The sequence below is a fragment of the Staphylococcus agnetis genome (assembly GCF_011466855.1).
Lineage (GTDB): Bacteria > Bacillota > Bacilli > Staphylococcales > Staphylococcaceae > Staphylococcus > Staphylococcus agnetis.
Genome location: NZ_CP045927.1, coordinates 1,423,843 through 1,444,348 on the forward strand (window position 1 = coordinate 1,423,843; position 20,506 = coordinate 1,444,348).

At 36.9% G+C, this 20,506-nt stretch carries 38 protein-coding genes; all 38 read right to left on the minus strand.

Annotated elements, in window-relative coordinates:
- Positions 1-10 precede the first annotated feature (10 nt).
- The gene (locus tag GJE18_RS07030) at positions 11-3,196 is read right to left on the minus strand and encodes a phage tail protein (protein WP_165805179.1); all 3,186 of its coding nucleotides are present in this window, start codon (positions 3,194-3,196) and stop codon (positions 11-13) included.
- 3 nt (positions 3,197-3,199) lie between these two features.
- The gene (locus GJE18_RS07035; RefSeq protein WP_240928913.1) at positions 3,200-3,478 is read right to left on the minus strand and encodes a hypothetical protein; all 279 of its coding nucleotides are present in this window, start codon (positions 3,476-3,478) and stop codon (positions 3,200-3,202) included.
- 50 nt (positions 3,479-3,528) lie between these two features.
- On the minus strand, positions 3,529-4,032 hold the full coding sequence (locus tag GJE18_RS07040) for a tail assembly chaperone (RefSeq protein WP_165805689.1): 504 nt from the start codon (positions 4,030-4,032) through the stop codon (positions 3,529-3,531).
- A gap of 64 nt (positions 4,033-4,096) precedes the next feature.
- Entirely contained in the window at positions 4,097-4,639 is a 543-nt protein-coding gene (locus GJE18_RS07045; RefSeq protein WP_103346103.1) for a phage tail protein, read from the minus strand.
- Positions 4,640-4,642: 3 nt separating this feature from the next.
- Positions 4,643-5,065, minus strand: a complete 423-nt coding sequence (locus GJE18_RS07050; RefSeq protein ID WP_165805688.1) for a DUF3168 domain-containing protein — start codon at positions 5,063-5,065, stop codon at positions 4,643-4,645.
- Between the two features lie 12 nt (positions 5,066-5,077).
- Positions 5,078-5,485: an HK97-gp10 family putative phage morphogenesis protein gene (locus tag GJE18_RS07055; protein ID WP_165805687.1), complete on the minus strand. Its 408-nt coding sequence runs from the start codon at positions 5,483-5,485 to the stop codon at positions 5,078-5,080.
- On the minus strand, positions 5,472-5,807 hold the full coding sequence (locus tag GJE18_RS07060) for a phage head closure protein (protein WP_165804987.1): 336 nt from the start codon (positions 5,805-5,807) through the stop codon (positions 5,472-5,474). Before GJE18_RS07060 ends, GJE18_RS07055 begins: the two co-directional genes overlap by 14 nt.
- Positions 5,808-5,811: 4 nt before the next feature.
- Positions 5,812-6,108, minus strand: a complete 297-nt coding sequence (locus GJE18_RS07065) for a phage head-tail connector protein (RefSeq protein ID WP_165804986.1) — start codon at positions 6,106-6,108, stop codon at positions 5,812-5,814.
- Positions 6,108-6,389, minus strand: coding sequence for a Rho termination factor N-terminal domain-containing protein (locus GJE18_RS07070; protein ID WP_165804985.1), 282 nt, complete (start codon positions 6,387-6,389; stop codon positions 6,108-6,110). The genes GJE18_RS07065 and GJE18_RS07070 overlap by 1 nt, the downstream gene beginning before the upstream one ends.
- Before the next feature lie 18 nt (positions 6,390-6,407).
- Entirely contained in the window at positions 6,408-7,232 is an 825-nt protein-coding gene (locus GJE18_RS07075) for a N4-gp56 family major capsid protein (protein WP_165804984.1), read from the minus strand.
- Positions 7,233-7,248: 16 nt separating this feature from the next.
- Entirely contained in the window at positions 7,249-7,842 is a 594-nt protein-coding gene (locus GJE18_RS07080) for a phage scaffolding protein (protein WP_165804983.1), read from the minus strand.
- A gap of 115 nt (positions 7,843-7,957) precedes the next feature.
- On the minus strand, positions 7,958-8,191 hold the full coding sequence (locus tag GJE18_RS07085; RefSeq protein ID WP_165804982.1) for a hypothetical protein: 234 nt from the start codon (positions 8,189-8,191) through the stop codon (positions 7,958-7,960).
- Position 8,192: 1 nt separating this feature from the next.
- Positions 8,193-9,146, minus strand: a complete 954-nt coding sequence (locus tag GJE18_RS07090) for a phage head morphogenesis protein (protein WP_165804981.1) — start codon at positions 9,144-9,146, stop codon at positions 8,193-8,195.
- Positions 9,109-10,533, minus strand: a complete 1,425-nt coding sequence (locus GJE18_RS07095; RefSeq protein ID WP_165804980.1) for a phage portal protein — start codon at positions 10,531-10,533, stop codon at positions 9,109-9,111. Before GJE18_RS07095 ends, GJE18_RS07090 begins: the two co-directional genes overlap by 38 nt.
- Positions 10,534-10,538: 5 nt before the next feature.
- On the minus strand, positions 10,539-11,804 hold the full coding sequence (locus GJE18_RS07100) for a PBSX family phage terminase large subunit (RefSeq protein WP_165804979.1): 1,266 nt from the start codon (positions 11,802-11,804) through the stop codon (positions 10,539-10,541).
- The gene (locus tag GJE18_RS07105) at positions 11,788-12,168 is read right to left on the minus strand and encodes a DNA-binding protein (protein WP_165804978.1); all 381 of its coding nucleotides are present in this window, start codon (positions 12,166-12,168) and stop codon (positions 11,788-11,790) included. The genes GJE18_RS07100 and GJE18_RS07105 overlap by 17 nt, the downstream gene beginning before the upstream one ends.
- Before the next feature lie 195 nt (positions 12,169-12,363).
- A complete protein-coding gene (locus GJE18_RS07110) occupies positions 12,364-12,759 on the minus strand; it encodes a hypothetical protein (protein WP_165886113.1) in 396 nt (131 codons plus the stop codon).
- 17 nt (positions 12,760-12,776) lie between these two features.
- Positions 12,777-12,995 carry a hypothetical protein gene (locus GJE18_RS07115; RefSeq protein ID WP_165886114.1) on the minus strand — a complete coding sequence of 73 codons (219 nt, stop codon included), beginning with the start codon at positions 12,993-12,995 and terminating at the stop codon, positions 12,777-12,779.
- Positions 12,996-13,056: 61 nt separating this feature from the next.
- Positions 13,057-13,479 carry a hypothetical protein gene (locus tag GJE18_RS07120; RefSeq protein ID WP_165886115.1) on the minus strand — a complete coding sequence of 141 codons (423 nt, stop codon included), beginning with the start codon at positions 13,477-13,479 and terminating at the stop codon, positions 13,057-13,059.
- A gap of 10 nt (positions 13,480-13,489) precedes the next feature.
- A complete protein-coding gene (locus GJE18_RS07125; protein ID WP_165886116.1) occupies positions 13,490-13,648 on the minus strand; it encodes a hypothetical protein in 159 nt (52 codons plus the stop codon).
- Positions 13,649-13,653: 5 nt separating this feature from the next.
- Entirely contained in the window at positions 13,654-13,875 is a 222-nt protein-coding gene (locus tag GJE18_RS07130; RefSeq protein WP_165886117.1) for a hypothetical protein, read from the minus strand.
- A gap of 99 nt (positions 13,876-13,974) precedes the next feature.
- The gene (locus GJE18_RS07135; protein WP_165886118.1) at positions 13,975-14,172 is read right to left on the minus strand and encodes a DUF7366 family protein; all 198 of its coding nucleotides are present in this window, start codon (positions 14,170-14,172) and stop codon (positions 13,975-13,977) included.
- A gap of 50 nt (positions 14,173-14,222) precedes the next feature.
- The gene (locus tag GJE18_RS07140; protein ID WP_165886119.1) at positions 14,223-14,522 is read right to left on the minus strand and encodes a MazG-like family protein; all 300 of its coding nucleotides are present in this window, start codon (positions 14,520-14,522) and stop codon (positions 14,223-14,225) included.
- Positions 14,522-14,776: a hypothetical protein gene (locus GJE18_RS07145; protein ID WP_165886120.1), complete on the minus strand. Its 255-nt coding sequence runs from the start codon at positions 14,774-14,776 to the stop codon at positions 14,522-14,524. The genes GJE18_RS07140 and GJE18_RS07145 overlap by 1 nt, the downstream gene beginning before the upstream one ends.
- Positions 14,777-15,136, minus strand: a complete 360-nt coding sequence (locus GJE18_RS07150) for a thermonuclease family protein (RefSeq protein WP_165886121.1) — start codon at positions 15,134-15,136, stop codon at positions 14,777-14,779. It lies immediately after the preceding gene.
- Positions 15,120-15,350 carry a hypothetical protein gene (locus tag GJE18_RS07155; protein WP_165804970.1) on the minus strand — a complete coding sequence of 77 codons (231 nt, stop codon included), beginning with the start codon at positions 15,348-15,350 and terminating at the stop codon, positions 15,120-15,122. The genes GJE18_RS07150 and GJE18_RS07155 overlap by 17 nt, the downstream gene beginning before the upstream one ends.
- Positions 15,337-15,594 (minus strand): hypothetical protein, encoded by a 258-nt coding sequence (locus GJE18_RS07160; RefSeq protein WP_165804969.1) that lies wholly within the window; start codon positions 15,592-15,594, stop codon positions 15,337-15,339. The genes GJE18_RS07155 and GJE18_RS07160 overlap by 14 nt, the downstream gene beginning before the upstream one ends.
- Positions 15,591-15,989, minus strand: a complete 399-nt coding sequence (locus GJE18_RS07165; protein ID WP_165886122.1) for a hypothetical protein — start codon at positions 15,987-15,989, stop codon at positions 15,591-15,593. Before GJE18_RS07165 ends, GJE18_RS07160 begins: the two co-directional genes overlap by 4 nt.
- 18 nt (positions 15,990-16,007) lie before the next feature.
- Positions 16,008-16,187, minus strand: a complete 180-nt coding sequence (locus GJE18_RS07170; protein WP_015978228.1) for a hypothetical protein — start codon at positions 16,185-16,187, stop codon at positions 16,008-16,010.
- A gap of 12 nt (positions 16,188-16,199) precedes the next feature.
- The gene (locus GJE18_RS07175) at positions 16,200-16,412 is read right to left on the minus strand and encodes a DUF3269 family protein (protein WP_165886177.1); all 213 of its coding nucleotides are present in this window, start codon (positions 16,410-16,412) and stop codon (positions 16,200-16,202) included.
- A complete protein-coding gene (locus GJE18_RS07180) occupies positions 16,412-16,603 on the minus strand; it encodes a hypothetical protein (protein ID WP_165804966.1) in 192 nt (63 codons plus the stop codon). The genes GJE18_RS07175 and GJE18_RS07180 overlap by 1 nt, the downstream gene beginning before the upstream one ends.
- Positions 16,600-17,031, minus strand: coding sequence for a hypothetical protein (locus GJE18_RS07185; protein WP_165804965.1), 432 nt, complete (start codon positions 17,029-17,031; stop codon positions 16,600-16,602). Before GJE18_RS07185 ends, GJE18_RS07180 begins: the two co-directional genes overlap by 4 nt.
- A gap of 1 nt (position 17,032) precedes the next feature.
- Positions 17,033-17,341 (minus strand): VRR-NUC domain-containing protein, encoded by a 309-nt coding sequence (locus GJE18_RS07190; RefSeq protein WP_165805671.1) that lies wholly within the window; start codon positions 17,339-17,341, stop codon positions 17,033-17,035.
- On the minus strand, positions 17,328-17,546 hold the full coding sequence (locus tag GJE18_RS07195) for a hypothetical protein (protein WP_165805670.1): 219 nt from the start codon (positions 17,544-17,546) through the stop codon (positions 17,328-17,330). Before GJE18_RS07195 ends, GJE18_RS07190 begins: the two co-directional genes overlap by 14 nt.
- Entirely contained in the window at positions 17,546-18,793 is a 1,248-nt protein-coding gene (locus GJE18_RS07200; RefSeq protein ID WP_167710372.1) for a DnaB helicase C-terminal domain-containing protein, read from the minus strand. Before GJE18_RS07200 ends, GJE18_RS07195 begins: the two co-directional genes overlap by 1 nt.
- Positions 18,780-19,127 (minus strand): hypothetical protein, encoded by a 348-nt coding sequence (locus GJE18_RS07205; protein ID WP_165804951.1) that lies wholly within the window; start codon positions 19,125-19,127, stop codon positions 18,780-18,782. Before GJE18_RS07205 ends, GJE18_RS07200 begins: the two co-directional genes overlap by 14 nt.
- Positions 19,127-19,831, minus strand: coding sequence for a helix-turn-helix domain-containing protein (locus GJE18_RS07210; RefSeq protein ID WP_165804952.1), 705 nt, complete (start codon positions 19,829-19,831; stop codon positions 19,127-19,129). Before GJE18_RS07210 ends, GJE18_RS07205 begins: the two co-directional genes overlap by 1 nt.
- On the minus strand, positions 19,824-20,501 hold the full coding sequence (locus GJE18_RS07215) for a putative HNHc nuclease (RefSeq protein WP_165804953.1): 678 nt from the start codon (positions 20,499-20,501) through the stop codon (positions 19,824-19,826). The genes GJE18_RS07210 and GJE18_RS07215 overlap by 8 nt, the downstream gene beginning before the upstream one ends.
- Positions 20,502-20,506 lie beyond the last annotated feature (5 nt).

Sequence of the window (20,506 nt, forward strand, 5' to 3'; positions counted from 1 at the left end):
AATATCCCCCTTACATTAATGCAAAGCTTGCGTTCTTTGCGTTTGTTTCTTCAATGTATGATTTGATAGCCGGTAAATCAGATTCGTTCTTAACGACAATATTTACAATAGGTCGGTTATTCTCTTGCATGCTGTGTTGTACATCTTTTGTCATATGAGCATCCATAACGCCACCCATACCACTCATTCCATCTGTTAGAGTGGATGTCAATTCAGTGTTAAAGGCACTACCAACACTTGATGCTAGCGATTGAGCTTGAGATATAGCACCGCCCATACCTCCACCACCATGACCGGATATAAACGATGTAACACTGTTCCATGCATCAGATATTGCGTTACCCACTGCACTAACAACTTTCCACGCTGCACTGGCGACACCTTCTGCTACACGACTAATTAATTCAGCACCAGCTGACATAAAATCGCCAAAGAAACTTTGAATCTTATTCAATCCGTTTTGCATACCATTTCCTATCTCGCTTACAACTTTGAAAAATCCACTCACAATTTTAGCTACAAAGCTAACCATTGTATTCCAAATGGAAGACACCCATCTAGCACCGTTAGACATGATGTAGTTATATGCTTGAACCATTTTAGTTAGCACTGTTACAGCAACCTTAGTAAACCACGTTGAAACAGAATTCCAAATTCTGGTCACAAATCCTGTAATCGCGCTCCAAATTTGACCCCAAGTTGTGATGTTAGTGCCAAGTATTCTGTTTAAAATACTGAATATGAAGTTAGAAATTTGGTTCCAAATTGAGACTAATGTATTCCAAACAGTATTCATTACGTTTGAAATTGTATTCTGTAAGGTTAGCCACGCTCCTGAGAAGTCACCAGTTAGCAATTGAATAAATGCGGTAAATAATCCAACAATAATTTGGACCACAGAGGATATGATTCCTCCTATAGCCGTAAACACAACAGAAATAACTGTCCATAAAAGTTGAAATGTTGTTATTAGATTTTGGATAATAGTCATGATAACTACACCCAAAATTTGCATAAATATCTGACCTAATTGTTGTAGTATCGGCATAATTGGTTGTAAAGTTTGTTGAATGCTTGCCCACAATTGTTGAAACCAGCTAACGATAGAACTTACAGCGCCACTAATGGCCGATACAATTCCGTTCCATGCATTGATAATCATATTTCGGAAATCTTCATTAGTTTTCCATAGGTAAACAATAACCCCCACTAACGCGCCTATAATAGCAATAGCAATTCCGATTGGTCCTGTTAAAGCAGTAAATGCTGTGCCTAACAATGGCAACAACCTACCAATGTTAGCTATAGGACTCATCAAGAAAGTAAAAGCCCCTCTTAATAAATTTAATGCTCCGGAAAGTACACCACTCGTAGAAATAAAACGAGCGATATTGCCAATCACTCCTAAAAATGACAAACCGAAATATCTAAGTATAGATTGGACTAACATTATTGGCATTGATAATGACCATAACGCGCCTGCAAGCATAACCGCTATCCCGACTAATTTAGCAATTGCCGGATGTGTTTCAAATAAATTAGCTATAAATCCCGTTAAAGCTGTTATAACTCTTAGAACAACACTAGCAATAGGTGCCATTGCAGTACCAAATGCTACTAATGCTCTGACAATATTTCCGATTAAATCCATGATGATTGGACCGTTTTGTTGGACGTACTCGACAAACTTTTTGAATCCTTCTGAATTCCCGACAGTTTCTGACCACTGTCTGAATTTAGAAGTCATTTGCACTAATGCGTCAAATATACCACTACTATTTTGAGCGAATGCCCTCATCAAATTGCCAATACCTAAAAATACATTTCCGAAGATTTGACCTATTTTAGGTAAATTAGTCTTAGTGTATTCGATAAATGATCTAATCGCATTTTGACCACCAACACTATTTGCCCAATTTTGAAATTTTTGGCCTAAACTATCTAATCCTTGTGCGACCCACAAGAATAAGGGAGCTAGTTGCGTAAACACGTTAACCAATCCATCTCCAAAACGTCCTGCTGCACTTAATAATGCGTTAAATGTCTTAACTCCAGTTGTATTCATCATACTAAAGAATTTAGAGGCAGTTTGACTGTTTTGCGCCCACTTAAGTACCTTTTGTGACGCTTGTTCCATGGATTGTGAGACGCCTGCTATAAACGGCTTTAATGCCGTTAAAGCTGTTTTAACTGTGTTCAATCCATTAGCCAATGTGTTAAATATTTGAGCCTGGTTCTGCTTGATTATGCTTTGCCATGTTGATTTAACTCCATTCAATGCTGATTGATATGCACGTGTTTCTTTTGTGGCTTGTAGTGTCCCGTCTTTAAGCATCTTGATTGCGCTAATAGCCATTGCACCAAATACAACAGCACCTGCACCAGCTACACTAAATGCACCCGCTAAACCTAATACGCCACCACCTAATACACCAACAGCATTTAATACTGCCATTAATGCAGGTACTAAACTAGCTATGATTGGTATCAACGCTTGCACACTAGCTACCATTAGACCTTTGAATGTTTGCGAAAACACAGTTGCAAAACTTCTGATGCGGGATGCGAACGCGTCAACTTTGTTATTAAAGTCGTCCATAATAGGACCAATTGATTGAAATGCTTTAATTCCATAAACTCTTAATTTATCAAAATTATTTCTAGCTGTAGGGCCTATTCTATCAATAGTTTTTACAAACTTGCCTATCGATCCGTCATCTAACTGCATTCTCCAACGCCCTTGATGAAAGACATGTTTATTAATGTCAATCATGCTTTTCTCAAAACCTTTAGCTGCCATTAATGCTGGACTGGTATCTAAATCAAGTTCGACAACATGTTTACGCCAGGCTTCTATTGTTGCTTTATCCTTACCATACTTAGTCATCAATTCCTCATCGCTAAGTTTCAAATCAACCTTATGTCTTTTCATGGTATTTAAATACGCTTTAGCTTCAGCCACCTTGCGTTTAAATTCTTCACTTTCAACAGCAATCTTCGAACGAATATTCCCAATGCCTTTTTGAGCCATAGCTTTGGCACGTTGTAAATCACGTTGGAATCGAGAAATGTTCGCTTTGACATCTGTTTCAATTTCATTCGGTACAGCGGTTTTAGCCATGCGTTGCGCCTTACGGATATTGGATTCAAAATCACGCATTACAGCCATGATTTTAACCATAAAATTACTTTCCAATAGTTAACCTCCTTTCTGTTCTAAAAACTTTCTTGTACCTTCTTTGAACAACTCACGTCTACGTTTTTCTTCAGCTAACCTAGCTTGTTGTATGCGTTTATAGCTACCAGGTTCATGTATTTCATAACGTTGTTTTTCAATGTCTTTAGTAATCCTTTTAAGAGGTTTCCCAGCTTGCACAAGACCATTTGCTTGTGCTGCTTCTACACCCAGCATACGTTGGTCTAAATACTTCTCTTGACTGCCTATAATCCAATCACGCCATTCACTTGGCGTCATCATAAGCAACTCTTGTTCAGGTATATAACCAATATATCTGCCGGTTAACTGTCTTATTTTTGAATAGTCGAGTAAGGTTCTGAGCCCATGATTTCTTTGAAATTGTCTTTCATGAACTTGATGCCCGATTTGGTCATCTCTTTGTCGTCCTCTTTCGCCATATTCGGAGCCTCGTTCATTTGCACCCAGAACAGACGTGATTTTTGCTTGAAAAAACCGCTGTTATTCATCACATCTAAAGCGCCTTGTAATAACTCAATCGTGTCTTGTTTATCCTCAATAACTTTGAATAAAGCTAACTCAATATCTTCACGGCTAGGCGCATTCTTCCCTAAGTAAGCTGTAGCGCATTCCCAAAAGTCCGCGATAGCATCTGTATCACGCTCTAAAATGCCGTTGTAGATTGCAGTAAAACCAGGTGTAGTAACCTTTTTTCCGTCTTTATCTTCATTATCTTGTGCGAATTTCTTAGCTACTTTATCAAATAAGAAAGTGGCTTTCGCTTCTACTTCTTGATCATTAATATTTAGTGTCGTAATCGGATTAAACTCAGTCAAAATAAATACCTCTTTTCATTTTTTGTATAAAAAAATAGGGAGCTTATGCCCCCCTAATATTGAGTTAAACTTCCAAACCTGATGAAACACTTGCTTTTTGTTTTTCTTCATAAGTGCCGACGTACTCACCAAAGCTTTCGTATTCAACAGTTGGTGCGCCTGCAGCCTCGAACCATTCAGGTGGAAGGTTATCTTCTGTGCCTTCCGCAGTATTCCATTTGATTTTAAGCGTTAATTCAATTTTGTTATCCTCATCATCAAATGACATTTCGAAAGATTCAGGAACGCTATAAGCGAACACACCGTGGTATTTACCGTCCTTGCGTTTAACACGTTCATATAGCCAAATACGCACTTGACCGCCTTTTTTAGCGGCTGCTTTTAACGCTTCAATGCCAGGATCACCAGGTACATTCCCGACTGTCAATTTGATTTCTTCCGATGTAGCATTAGACGAATAATCCGTCTTACCGCCACGTACAATTTCAGCTAAATCATTCTCAATAGTCCAACCGCCTTCTTGTAAATCAGCAAGTAATAAAGCGTCTACTTTATCTAATTTACTGTCGGCAGGTCGTACTACAGCTAAATAACTTTTTTGCGCCATATATTACACTCCTTCATTCTTTTTTATATGTCTGTACTTAAATAAAAGCCGTATCGTGCCGTGCTTGGTAAACCTGTCTATGTCAGGAAATACCGCTTGGCTATCAATACGACTAAATTGGAATTCGTAATTTTCTATTTCGATTGGTCTGTTCAATTCGTAACCAATTGCACTAATGATTAATTTTGCCTCATGTTGCGTAGCAAATTGTGAGTAAACGTGGATAACAATACCGACTGTTTCTCTCATCATAGCGCTTGATTCGTTATTAGTGACGTTAGATTCACCCACAATAATATATGGGTAAACAGCGTCCTCTTGAACTACATCAAAAACCCTATCACCAACGAATTTGTTAATGATAGGGCTTGATTTCAACCGTTTATATATTTGTACTGTAAGTTCAGGTTCAACTGATACCCACATATTTAACCACCTCTATGAAAAGTAACGCTCAAACGTCTGACGTCCAGCGTCAATTGCAGGTTCCCAAAACGGCTGTGGCATTTGTCCGTATGTCGTATGCCATTTACCGTTAGGGTCTTTATAAGTCCATGGTATCTTGTGCGCTCTACTACCTTTTGTGGCATATATTCCTGTACCGTAATTGACGTACACAGCGTAGCTACTGCCTATTTTTACAACACCAGTAAATCCACCATTTTCAAAATCAACAGTAGTCGATTGTCTTAAGAACCCAGTATCAACTGGCATTAAGTGAATCGCTGTGTTGTAAATCTTAAGGGTCGTTTTAGCGATACCTTTCTTAACCCATTTCTCCATGTCTTTAGAATACTTTTCAAGGTCGACAACTATTGAATCTGCACCGAATTTAACCTTTGCCATAAGGCGCCTGTTTAAGTCTGTACATTTTTATTTCGTGTTGTCCACCTTGGTCAATGGAATCTCCTACTATACCGTAGATTCTGCCCTCATATTCAAATAAATTATTGGTAGCGATTGGCAGGTCATACGGTACATATAAGTTCCTATCGTATTCTTGAGACATTTGGTGGAATTTAAGTTGTTCGGATGTGCTAGGTGTGTCCATAAAGCCGTTAATTTGTTTTTCGCTTACAAAGCGCTCTTTTATAATTGGATATTCCCCAACCTTTTTGATAGAACCTATCGAAATGGTATGTGGGAATTCGTTGTATGGATCAAACATAGCATCACCATCTCAACTTTCTATAGGGTTTAAGGTACTTATACATCGAACTAGGAACATCTGTAACATACGTATAGCTAACTGTCCCCATTGAACGTGAAGCTATATTGCCAGATGCACCATATTTAATGCATTCAGCAATAAACTTCTGTACGCCGCCAGGTAATGGGTCAGCAAACATTTGATTACAATATTCTTCTGCCACTTGTTTATAAGCTAAAATTAACTTATTGATCACGTAATCGTTTGAAACATCATCAATACGTGTTCCATTTAGCATTTTGACATCTAGTGCATCCATTATTTAGCACCTTCTAACGCCTCGATTAATTCAGCCTTTTTCATATCGGAATAGCCTTCAATATTGCGTTCTTTGGACAATTCTTTTAATTCATCAACTTTTAAACTATCTAAATTTATAAGGCTAATAACTTGTAGATTCCGTTTGTTATTTGTGGATGATAAAGTGTTAACACGTTCATCACTAGGGATGTAACCTACACGTGGATAAATATCACCTTCATCATAGAAATAGTTATCATCTTCTAGGTCCTCGAACTTCTCAATCACACGTGATAGCATAATATCACTCCTTTACAATTAAACTCCTAATCCACTAGATGACTTAGTGATTTTCACTACTTTCGCCTCGTCATAAAGGTAAGCTACATAGTGCTTATCAGAGAATAATGCAGTAGCTTTACGTGATGCATCACGTTCTGTTTCAAGGAAGAAATCACGTTTGGTGATTAATTTAACCGCACCTTTTTTGGCAAGAATAGCTTCGCCCTTTTCTACTTTGTTAGAACGTACGATTATAGCACCTAAAGCTTCACCAAATGCACCTTTAACAATTACATCGTCACCTAGTTCAGTAGCACGAGTGAAGTTGTTTGTAGCGCTAGCACGCAATTTACCGGCATCTAATGGATTTACAAATAAAACCATTGGCTCTAAATCCTCATCGTTAAACTTGTCGATAGCTGTTTGTAAACCGTCTAGTTTAGTAATGTCTGCTTCTACTGTTAATGTTGCAGTTTTAAGTGCCGCTAACACATCATTATCTACTTTGTTAGCGATAGCTAAACCGTGTTGACGTACTGCTTCGCCTTTAGGGTCTCCATAACCTGAAAGCAATGCTTCGTCAGTTAATTCTGTACCTTTACCAATCTTTTGGATAGTAGCTTGGCGTTTTTTAGTTTCGATTTGGTCGATTGGAATTTCTTCGCCCTCTGCCACAACTTTAGCGTCTCCACTGTAAACAAACGCTGGAAAAGTTAATGTGTTACCAGGTTGACCTTCTAACGTGTCGTCGATTTCTGCAAATTGAGCAAAACGTAGCTTTTTATCTAATTCCGCTTGCATCATAGGAGCCAATACTTCAGGATTGACTAATTGTGCAAGTTTAGTTGTACCTACTGCCATAAATTATTACCTCACTTTATTGATTAATTAGTTTGTCGTACGTTTGACGGTCGTTATAAAACAAATTCTCACGTTCAGAAACAGTCATGTTGTCAAACTGGTCTTTAGTGATGTTTGTAATAGGGTCTCCGTCTTGCGGTGTACGTCCGCTTGGTGCTTGTTCCACAAATAAATAAGGCTTAGATTCCTGCAGTGCTTTTACTGCATCTTCTAAACCTTTAACGTTGCCATCTTCTTGAAGTTCAAGATTACTTTTGTCAAGCATCAACAGAACGTCATTAACGTCGTTTGCATCTTTAGCAACAGCTAACTTGATGGCGTTATTAAGTTTTAATTCCTTCATGTCAGCTTGGTATTGGGCATTTTCTTGTTTGTATTGATCTAACTTATCTTTAAGTTCTTGGTTATCCCCATCTTTAGCCTTTTGAAGGTCTGTGATTTGTTTATCTCGGTTCTCCAGCTCTTTGTTAGCTTTTTCTAATTGCTCTTTTAAAGTTTCAGCTTGTTTAGCCTCATTTTTTAAATCTCGCAATGTATCGTGATGTTCATCTACAATCTTTTGAACCGTTTCTTCTTCTAAACCTAAACCACGTAAAAAATCTCTTTTCATAATTATTGCTCCTCACATTTTTGATAACACTGGTCTTTTCCAGCACGAGTTTGCACCTTTTAACGCCTTGAGCATGATTTGGGCATAAAAAATAGCCAGCACTCATGGTGCTAGCTTATTTAAAAGTGATTACCATTTTCTTAACGTTATTTTTGTATTCTTTGAATTTGTTGAAGTCTACATCTCCCTCTACTTCTATGAAACAAGTGTCAGGACTATACGATGCTGTAACATCGTAATCTAAACCGAATTCCGATTTCTTTTCCTTCGGTAAAGCATCGTACTTTTCAGCTTTAATAAGCAATTCATTATAATCCACTAAATCAATGTTCACTGTATTGCGTTCCATGTTATTTTCCACCTTTTCGTTTCATCTTCTCCCACTTACGATAGGTCATGTGTGGGATTACTTCGGTTGTTCCATCATCATTACGTACTCGCATTACACCAGGTAAATCATCTTCGTCAATGTAATACAATAGCTTACAACGACAGTTAATATTTTCTTTTGCACTTGCTACACCAACAAATAGATGCGGTGCTGGACCTACACAACCACTAGATTTAAAGTTGTCATCTATATCCACTGATTGACCATCTAAGTGATGATGTGTGTCACGTGTGCGAGTGTCTTTCGTAGCAGACCAACGCTTTTTCATCTTGAATCCGTTGTCTTTAACTACCTTTGCACTGTCTAATCCCGCTTGTGACATCGCTCTACCAGCCTCTGTACGTGCAACACGCAACGATTGAGCCTTAGCCATACCTAAATCATCACGCAATGCTTTGGCAATCTTAGAATAGCCCTCGCCACTCATGATACCTTGCGTAATGTGTATGCGAATGCGTTTAAGGACCTCATTGCGATGTTTCTGCAACGTTGGTACTAAGCGTATAAACTCAATCGGTTGTTCTATAGCAGAATTAATAACGGATGCAGTAGGTACATCAAACCGCATTGACGATTGACTAGCCATTTCATACAAATAAAGACTCATCATATACTTCTCGATGTAAGCATTATGTTGAGTCTCTTTTATAGCTTTGGCTACTTGGTTATAATCTTCGGTCAGCATTTGCCCTATACGTGCAAGTTCTTTATTCAAGCGATTGTACTTATTAAATTCTGTCCACGTCACATGAGGGTCATCTGACTGGTACTTTTCGAACATATCCGCTAATTCTTTATTGATAACTTTCAATCGTTTAGCAAATAACACTTCTAGCGTTTTTTCCGACTTAGCAATCAGTTGCTCGATATAATCATCAATTTGTTTCTGATTCGTTATCTTGCGCTCTGTCATTAGCGTCACCCTCTAACGGTGGTAATTGTTTATTGAAGTCAATGTTATCTTGCTCAATACGTTCTAATTCTGCCACAGGGTCATCTACCCATGGGTGATTAGTAACAACAGTCTCTTTTGATAAGTATTGCGATTGAACGCCAATTTGTGATTGCTCTAACTCATTGACCATTACATTAAAGTTAAATGTGATCTCGACATCTTGTACTTTAATATTGAGTTTATAGAAGTCAATAATGTACTGTAGTAACTCTTGTAAGGCTGTTAAAGTTTTATTCTTGAGCTTATTTGCCTTTAAATCTAAGTTACTATACATAAATTTAAGTGCAATCCCCGAAGGACTGTTACCAAATTTATCTTGTTGGAAGTCGACACCTTGCCCGAATTCAATGACATAATCACGTAGCATATCCAAATACTCTTTAGATGACTGTACAGGTACTTCGATTTGAATCGTATCTACACCGCTACCGTCACCATCTACATTAATTGCTTTGTAGTATTTCAGGTTGCGCATAAACTCATCTAAATCTTGCCCCTCATAACCCTTTAAGATGTATATCAATTCAGTAGATTCATCAAAGGTATTCTGTGTGTCAGATAAACGCTTATCCATTGCATCGATGATTGTCTTATACATAAACAAGTCGCTCATCTCTTGAGGGTTATTCTTAAACGGAATAAAAGGAACACGACCCCAACTTACACGTTTATTACCCACGTAATAGTGTGATTGAATGTGTTCCTCTCCATGGTAATAATCAGGAATAAGTATTCCGTCTTGATATTCATAGTATGTGACGTCTGTATCCGTCCAATACTCGACACGTTCAGCACCATCTAATCTGTAATACCTAATAAACGCTTTTAACGTGTCACGCTCTTTATTGGTCCAAATAGGAATAGCTTGTTCTGCAGGTACTCTGAATGTCTTGAATTCTCCATTCTCATCAACATAGGGTTGAATCCATTCAACACCTTTATTACTTGCTGCAGTAAGTATGTCCACTAATTTATCGTCCCACTTGTGATTTAACACTTCTTGGATTGTTTTGAGTGATTTATCATCATCACTAGAGAACGTCACTGGGTTAGCTACTGCATATGCTACTTTTTGGTCTACTAGATTCTGATGATAGTTGGTGTACATTCGCCAGTCAGGTTTAAATGGGTCAATGTTACCTTTATTATCTAATTTAGGCGCTAATCTTAATACATCAGGGTCATGGTTGTAATACCTTTCCCCCACTGTAATATCTTCTATTTTTAGTTTATGATCATTGATTAAACGGATTATCATCTCTTCTTGAGTCTCATATTTAGGTTTAATCTGCTCAATAACTCTTTCGTGGTAAGGCTTTTCGTTTGGCCAAAATATAACAATCACCTTCTTTATGTTAAAATTGAAATCTTGTTCTGACGCATATCACGTTCTAAAGCATAGCGTGTGGCGTCAATAGTATGGTTATCCTTATCTTCTAATTTAGGCTTAACGTTACCGTCTTTATCCGTTTCGAAGTCGATATTCTCGAACTCCCTAGCAATGTTAGGTGTGCGATTAGGGTCAATTACAATAGCGTCTAAATCATTCAACCATTGCTCCCCGTATTCAACCGAATCGGGTCCCTTTTTGACACCTTTAATCCGTTTAATGCCATGTTCTTTTTTTAATTCATCAATCGACTTAGGCTCAGCACTATCTGCGTATATATCATCACTCTGATAGCCTTTGGACCATAGCCACTTACCAAACTGTCTATTACTAATTTGCACGCCGTAATACTCATCTACTGCGTATATAATGCGTTTCTTTTTATCATAATGCCAGCGCACAAAAGCTAAAGGATCAGTCGCGTAACCAAAGTCGACAGCGTTACGTATATTGTCGAATGAGTTAAACAACTCATCAGGTATTTTCTCTATCTGTAAGTTGTTGAACGGTACAACGCCACTCCCTATCGCTTCGCCTAAATATTCCCAACGATAACGCAACTCATTACGTTCCTTAGCAGCCTCTGCCTCATCAATAAACTGTTTAGCGATAAACGGATTATCTAAGTATGTAGAGTGATGTACGAAAGTGTTATCGGGTTGAAATGAGCTTTCATACTTTTTGTTAACCCAGGACTGTTTACGTTTAGGGGGGTTATAACTGAAGAAGAATTTGTAAAATAATCCTTCTTCTAACTCACCACGTAGCATTGAGTTTGTAATCGTAGTCACTTCGTCTTCGGTTTTAAACTCCGCTAATTCCTCAATCCACATAATAGAAAAAGGAAATCGGCTATCTTTTAACGACTTCAATCGTTCAGGGTTTTGCGCCCCTCTAAAGATAATCCGATTCCCTCTAGGTACATATGTTATTTCCATTGGCGACACTTTAACTTTAAATAAATGTGATACCTTTTGTTGTTCAATCGCCCATTTTATTTGCTCAAATACAGACGTTGCTAATGTGTTATCTGTCTTACGTACAACTACTGCGTTCATCGGATAACGCATGATTAATTGTGTAATGATAATCGAAATGTCAGAAGATTTACCACTACCACGTCCACCTTTACCCACAACATTAAGTATGTTCGGGTCCTTAGTAGCACGCCATAAATCACGAAAGTGTTCGGGTATCAGTTCAGATAAATTAATCGATGTCGTCATTGAACGTCACCGCACCTTGCATTGAAATCTCTTGTTTCTCGACAGGATTATATCCAGTACGATCAAGAATATCTTTCGACGCTTGGAATCGTACTAACTCACTTTTGGCATCTAATAAATCAATCATAGTTTTTAAAGCTTGCGGCACTGCACTTTCCAAATGATGTGCTTGGTACGCCATTAATCCTGCCTTAAATTTTTCGTTAGTTTTCCACCTGCTTATTGAAGGCGTAGGTGTGTTAATTTCCACCGAAATCTCTTTGTCAGATAAATTTGTCTCATTCTTGATACGTATATATTCTCTTTGTTTTTTTGATAAATTTAAATAATCTTCGAAATTAACGCTGTTTAACATATTAGCCATCTCATATATCACCAACTCTCACGGTTAAGCACCTTATTTTGACGTATAAAAAAAGACACTGTGCGTATACAGTGCCTAGTGATTATGTTTTGTTATTTTATTTGAGAGTATAACCTCTACGGTTATTATAATAAATATAAGTTGATATACATAATACTGTGCAAAATGTGCAAAGTGTGCAATTTGTGTAATCCTTTACTGTTGCTTCATATATATATTAACAATATCATTCAACCTATTATATACATTCCTGCGACTCATCATCATTAATACTTCCACACGTGAGAAGCTCTCACCTTGCTTTAGTAGCTGCAAGATGTGGTAGTTTTTATCGTTAGTTATATGGTGCTCATACTTATCTATGAACGCTACCTTATCGATTAAGTCTTGTGTCTTACGTCTATCCTTATCATTACGTATAACTCGTACCAACACTTTATCTCCAGTATCACCTTGACCCTTGGGCATAGCAGATTCAATCCCATACTGTCCAATAGACGTACTGTCGTATTCATATACTTGATGGTCAATCAATCTTCGCATCCAGTGATAATCCATAATCAATTGTTTAACTTCAGACGGCGTATACATTTATTCCCTCCATAAATTTATTGATCAAAAGGTGTACGTTCTGCCTTTATAATTTCCAAAGCCTGTTCTTCTGTAAACCCTTCTCTTCTTAAAGTTGTAAGCCTTTCGCGTTGATAGGCAGATTTCATCTTAGCTATCTCAATAATAATTGGTAGTTGCGAGTTCAGCTCATATATTTGATTCTTTATGTTAATATTATCTTTCTTTGTACCGTCTAATTTAAATATGTTATCCATATATCAATCCAACTCCTCTAGTTTAGGTATATCTGCTTTGCCTAACTTCATGCGTTACCTCCTATCCATAAATACAAAAGAATTTATCTTTTGGCATTACATCGTAGATATAATCTCCAGTTTCGTGGTTTGAAAGATGCGCATATTCAGGATTTAAATATCTATAAAAAATAGTACCTACAAGAAAACACCCTTTTCTAGGAATGTCTATTACTTCTTTACCAGATCTATTAACTTTTAATAAAATTCCTTCATAGTGACAACCCACAAATTCACACACTTCTTCAAAATTCTCATATCCATTAAATTCAATATATTCTACTTCTCTTGGTTTCTCTGTAGCTTTTTTAACCATATTATCGCCCTCTTTTTTGAATCTGTTTAAAAACTTTTCAATATCCAGTTCGCTTGTTTCTATGTGATCAAAATTAGGTTTATCAACTAATCCACCAACGTTTGTGTGTTTTTTCTTTTTGATATTCATGTCCGTCCTCCTATTTCATCAAATTCTTAACATATTCTTCCCCGCGTTCATCAAATATGTGACCCGCAAGAACGCTTACTGTGTAAAGTAGTTTATTGTTTTGTTTCTGTAGAATTGTGTTGTGAATTAATAATGCGATTGCAACGATGCCTAATATAATTAATGTCATATACATTACTCGTCGCCCTTATATTCATCTAAATAATTATAAATAGTCTTTAATAATCCAGGATTAACATTATCTCTTAAGATACATTCAAGATATATTAATATATAAGTTTCTTTTAAAGTTATATATCTTCCATCTCTTATTTTTTGCATTACTTCATCAACTAACATTTTTGTGAAGTAAATCGTATGAAATTCTTTTATATTGAAATATTTATCTGAATACATTATTCATCACCTAACTTCTTACTCATCAATGCCTTAGCACCCTCGTAAATTAGAATTGTCACCAGTGTGTGTAATACCACTCTTAAATATTTCATTTGATCACTCCTCCCTAGTATCAACAAGACTTGAAAGAATTTTAAAGTGACGTCTCAATTCTTCATCACTTGAATTACGAAGTATCGGACTTTTTTCTCTTGCGTATTCAATAAATCCATTCTCAAAGTTTACCTTTTCCTCAGGCGACATACTCCTATACTCTCTAATACTTTTTCTATATTTTTCTGGTAATTTAAACACGCTATCACTCCTTGTTTAATATTTCTTTAACCTTTTTTAGTATGTCTTTACTACAAGTCGTCGGATTTGATGAATGTCCCGTTGATTGTCTTCCCTGTACGTCCTTTAATCTCATCATATGCATACTGTAAGCACTCCTCTAACGTCCAACCATGTTGTTGAGCCAATATAATTAATGTAACTACTGTGTCTCCGATTCCGTCTTTCAACGTCTCTAAATTACCACGAGAGAGAGCTGACGCAATCTCTCCAGATTCCTCCCAAACTTTCAATGCTTGTCTATTCGGGTCTGCTTTGTCTAATCCTTTATCAATACTCCATTGTTCAACTTGTTTAATTAATTGTTCCATTATTTGTCCTCCATAACATCTTCAATTTCGTAATCCACACCATAAGGAGATGAATAATCTGTGTCATCTGTATATCCAACAACTTCAATTTCTGTATTATTCAAAAGAATATCTGATGGCGTTGTATTGCCTCCGTACCATCTTAATTGTTCTTCTAAGTCGTCAACTATATTATTAATATCTTCATCTGTTCTGATAGTGTACTCTCTTTTATTTTTTACAATTTCTTCAACATAAATTGTGTATCGTTTCATCTACTCGTCCTCCTCATTCCATTTACTACCTTCCTTAACTAAGCCACTTACAGTTAATTCATGACTTAACCTATACTCGTTATCGTCCTCTTGATACCACACATCAGCTAGGTATCTACCGAATACATCGGCTTGATACGTCTGAACGTACACGTCCTTACCTAACACTGCACTTGTCGTAAATGCTTTCGCTTCGTTATATCCAGGTTTGCCACGTTCTGGTGTATCCACACCGAGCAATCTAACCTTGCGTACCGTATGCGTATGGAAACCTAGATCAATGCGCATCTCTAAAGTATCCCCATCAATCACACGTAATACACGCGCTTTGAAAATATATAGTTTATTGTTTAAGGTCATTTACGTTCGCCCTTTCTAAATCGTGTAATAGATTGTGGAATTCTTGTGTACCATCGTATTTATCCATTTCTATTAATTCTGCACGTTTTAAATTACACTTTCTTATTAATTCTTTTTCGTCACTTAATTTTGCGTTTGCATACATCGATACAAAAAGCCTCATCTGTCTTTCTTTCCAGTCCTGCCAAATGCGTTTATAATCAACCTTTACCATTCTTAAGTACCTCATCTAGTTTGTGACGTAAATTGATATACCATGTGTTGTGGCTGACCGATAACTTATAATTGATGTGGCGGGTGAATAAATCCACCACATCGTCTAGTTTGCATTTATAATCATCTCGCTCTGCACGTAAACGGATAATGTCTGCGATAAGTGTGTCTCGCTCTGTTTTGTATGCGTCACGTTCTTTTTCGAGCTGAATTATTCTTTCTCTCAAATTTACTAAAGAATTCATTCCACCCTCTCCCCATCTTTCCAAAGCAGCGTCATTGTCATGTCATCGTTGAGCATGTAGAAGGCTTTAGGTACGTACAATGGGTCACTTTGAGAATCATTCAGCAATCCTTTTATGGTTATATTTTTATATAAATGTGTATTTGGATTTCCCTCGTATTCATACATTTCTATTAATCTAGGTAATTTCGTCTCCTCTGTAATTTCTTCTTCTATTTCTACAGTGAAAGTGTCTTCGGGTTTGAAGTATACTTTTGGCTTAACATTTCCATTACTATTAAAAATTACTTTCTTGCCATTTTCAGAATAGAACTCTCTGTTTTTGTTTTTATTATCCCAACCCCACTGAATCAGTTCTGGTAACGTCATTTCTCTTTTAGTTTTAATTTTTACCATACTTAATGTCCTCCTTATTTATCTGCTCAATCCTTTATCTGCAATAAATTGTTCCAATTCATCTTCCGTCATGTAATCGTTAAGGTAGAAGTATCCGTTAAAACCATAACCACATACATAATACTTGCCATGTTGTGGTATGACTGATACCACTGGTTTGTCATTCTTGTATAGATAGAATCTATCAAGTAATCCCATACTTAATCCTCCCTACATATCAAAAATACTAATCTGACTACCTAACTCCTCTGCGTACATCAGGTTGTGTATCGCCTTGTATTCGTTAAACTCTTCATAAGTGTAAAAAATATCAATGTGACTGAAGTGTGATTTCGGAAACCCACGCATGTTATATCCTCCATCAGTTTCACGTACGATAATTACTTTATCCCCCGCAGTATTATATAAGTGGAATGTGTTCATCAATAAATAACCTCCCAATCATCATCGTCAGTTATGTTGTAATACCATGCGTTGTCTAGCTCTATTTGTGCCATTTCTTTGCCTTTGAAGTTGTAGTACAGTTCAGTGACTTTACCTTCGTAAGGATTTTCTTGCTCGCTGTCTGTGTAAAATGCGACACGATCATCAATGTTTAATTCTCTGATTTTCATGAGATAACACCACCGTGTTTTAATATGTGTCTTATGGTCCAACCCTTACGGATACGTTGAGTAATTACTTTTCTATCGACACCAACCTTCTTAGCTAACTGATTTGTAGTGAATTCTTGTCCGTTATAAGTCCACACTTTTGATTTGTCGTTTTTAATTTCAGGAAATTCGATGAGTTCTACTTCTTTTTCAGGTTTAACCTCTTCAAAATCTCCAGGCTCTTTGCAAGGTACACCTACATACCGACACAACTCGCGATAATAGGGACTTGCTGGCACAGATTGTCTCACTGTCTTTAACCATGGTTTCTCTTTACGTTTACTTCTGTATTCCTGATACGCTCTTTCCGTCTTGATTTGGTCCCAATTATCAACTTCCGATTGCGTTGGTCTTTCTCCATTACGTTTTAATGCTATTACTGTACGCATGTTAATCCCCCTCTATAATTTTTAGTGCGTCTTCTACTGAATATGCGACGCCGTATATAATCTTGTGTTTTAATGCCCACTGTTGAAATTCAATTTGTTCACTTGATAATTTTCCAGTCGGCTTTTTAATCTCAATTGCTATAAACTTGCCATCTTTTAGTCTCACTCCGAATATGTCAGGAAAGCCTTTTGGTAAAAGTTTTAATGTCCTTTTACCTACTCGAACCATTCCAGCATTAGCACGCCACACCTGACATTCAGAATTATTCAAAGATTCAATTATTTGTTTCTGTATTTCAGCCTCTGTCATGTCTACTCCTTTGCGTAAAGTCAATTTCATCAAAGATGAAGTGACTCACTTTGTCATAGTCGTCAAATGGCGTAATTTGCCCTCTATCAAGCAATCTTTCTATTGCCCAACCCATTTGTATCAAATTGATTTGGATGAGCGTATCGCCTTTATATGTGTCTCTGTAGAGGTCTCCTAAAAAGTCTTGCATCTCTCCGATAGTCATTAGTAGAACCTCTGACTTTTTTTATAAAATTCCATTTGAACCACACCCGTCTCACCATCTTTATTTTTAACAACGTTAACTTCGATATCTGATTTACCAGTTTCGTTATCTACTAGATCCTTATCGTAGTAGTCATCTCGATATAACATGAATATGAAATGCGCATCTTGTTCAATCCCGCCAGTTTCTCTTAAATCGCTCATCATAGGGCGTTTGTCTTGTCGAGATTCAACCCCACGACTTAATTGAGCAAGTGCGATAATGATGCAACCTGTTTCTTTCGCGATGATTTTAAGGTCTCGACTTATCTTCTCAACTTCTAGTCTGCGTTCTTTCATCGGTACGTCAGACTTCATTAGTGTTAAGTAGTCAATGAATATCACGTGTGGTTTGTCACTTTCTTCCATTGCCTGTTCTCGAATGTCTCTAGGAGTAATGACAGCACCGTCATGTATAGATAAGTGCGGTAACTGTTTAATTTGATTGATGGCGTCCATGATTTGATTTGTTTCGTCTAAAGATAGCCCTTCCGATTGCTTGATCTTAGTGAGCGGAATGTTGGTAATCATCGATATTAAACGCTCTCCTATATTCGTTCCTCCGGTTTCTAAACTAAAGAACGATGTCGGATAACCTTGTTGTGCAATACGCCACATGATGTTTAAAGCGAATGCTGTTTTACCTGTTGAAGGTCGTCCAGCTAATATGTTGAGTTGCGACTTTTCAAAACCCAGTATTTTATTATCAATACTGTTGTACTTCGTCTTAATAAATTCTCTAGGTTTATCGCTTAATACATTCGTCATGATTTCTTCAAGGAACGTATCAGTGGGATTAACTTTTTCAATACTCAATTCCTGAAGTGCTTTAATCTCATCTGTTAATATCTTTAAATTTTGTCCGTCAGGTTCTTGCAGATAATCGTTAATCTTATTAACAGACTGATTGACAATGTAGTCATTCAATAGATTCAGTTGATCATCCATAAAGTAAGATACTTCAGCAACATCAAAGTTATAAATTTCTGACAATGTTTTTGTTGAGATAAAATCTTTATCGTTACGACACTTATAGTAAATGTCGTTTAAATCGACCTTACCCTTGTCTAGTACATACTCGATAAACTTTTTTGCATCTTCACTTTCGAACATTTCAGGTTTGAGTTTCAGCTTACTTATCAATTGAGGGTTACGCATAAGGTTAGATATAAGACTTTTTTCAGTTGTGTATCTATCAATCCTTGTCAAATCCTAACTCCTCCCTCATGCGTTGCCAACGCTGCCGCGCTTCTTCCAAACCTTTTAGATATTCAGGGTCGTTTTTAAGCAAATATTCTTTTGTTTGTTCCTCTGGCACTTGCGTATAATTAAACTCTTTAGGTTTATACGCAAGAATGTCAGCCACTTTTGGCTTATATCCATTGTTAGCAATGTAGTTTTTAGTCTTACGTAATGTGGGTTCATAATCCCCTTTTTCAGAAATGATATCTATCCACGTTTCCACTGCTTCTTTTGTGAAGTTCATGGTATAAGCATTATCAATTAGCCTTAAAATAGTTAACGCTTCTTGTTTACTCATCATCAGAAGCCAACTCCTAACTCCTCTGCTATTTCATCTAATGCAGATTTCGATGATTGCCTTTTGGTTTTAACTTTCTTTTCTGCTTCTTCTTTTGAGCTAATGTTCTCCTTTCTCCAATTTTCCAAAACCTTAATAAGGTAGTTGATACCTTTTTTGTTCTGTTTACAGTAATCAACAGCAACTTCTACTACCTCTGATTTATTTGTTGTAAAAGACTCAATGCATTGTTCTAATTTTTGTACTTTTAAAGGACTTTGTATCATTTCTAATTCTTTACTAATTAATTGAAATAATTTAGATGTCTCGTCTCTGTCTCTATTAATACTTGTATTATTAAACCTTGTATTATTCTCTTCCGTCTTTTTGTGGATAGGGTAGGAATCTTTTTGTTGATACCCCTCTCCATCTTTTTGTTCATAGGGGGGTATAATATAAATTTTTCTGTCTTTTACAGACATATCTTCGTTTCTTGTAACAACAGTACGAATGTAGCCTTTTTCTTTTAAGTGATTAATCCAGTTCGAAACTGTTTTTTTATGGACTTGATACAACTCTGCAAAGTAACTATTGCTAGCGTAGGCATAGCCGTATTTGTTTGCCAGTGCGGTTATTTCACCATACATTATGATTTCCATAGGTTTTAAATCTTTGTCGTACCTTACGCTTGCAGGAATAATTGAGTAGTAACTTGGTTGATCAGTCATCTACTTTTCCTCCTTTCAACATTTTGTTTAATCTATCGTCGACATCAACCCAGCTGTCGTGTAGGTGATATTTATCGTTAAAGCTATCCATACCTATGTTGTGCTGCTCTGTGTGATGCTCACGACATAACGCTAATACTTGGTTGCCGTAATGATTTATCTTGGTTCTATCACGCCCACGTCCTACCGCATATCTATGCGCTAAATCCGAATGAGGTTTACCACAGATGACGCAGTTTCTATTGACCGTTGACCAGTAGAGTTTTGATTTATCTCCTTTTAACAATTCACTTGTCTTATAACTGAGGGGTATTCCGTTCTCAAACACCCAATCCAATGTGATGTCGATGATTTGTGAAGCTTGTGTTCGAGTGCAATTACTAAGTGATATAGGATTGTCATATCCGTGATATGTTCTCGCACATTCAATGAACATATGCCTCATATAATCCATAGGTTGCCCCGTATGCTCTTCTATATCTTTGACTAAGGCAAATATCTTACGACGTTGTTTGTCGGTAATTTGGAACGGATCTAAGACGTTGACATCAACTTCTACATCGAATCCGTTATCGAGTAGTAGCGTTTCTTTATCGCCCAATTCAACACCCGAGATGACAACAGTTGTCGTGCCGTCATCTTGAGTGATGTAACTAGTAATTAAAGGCATCTAAT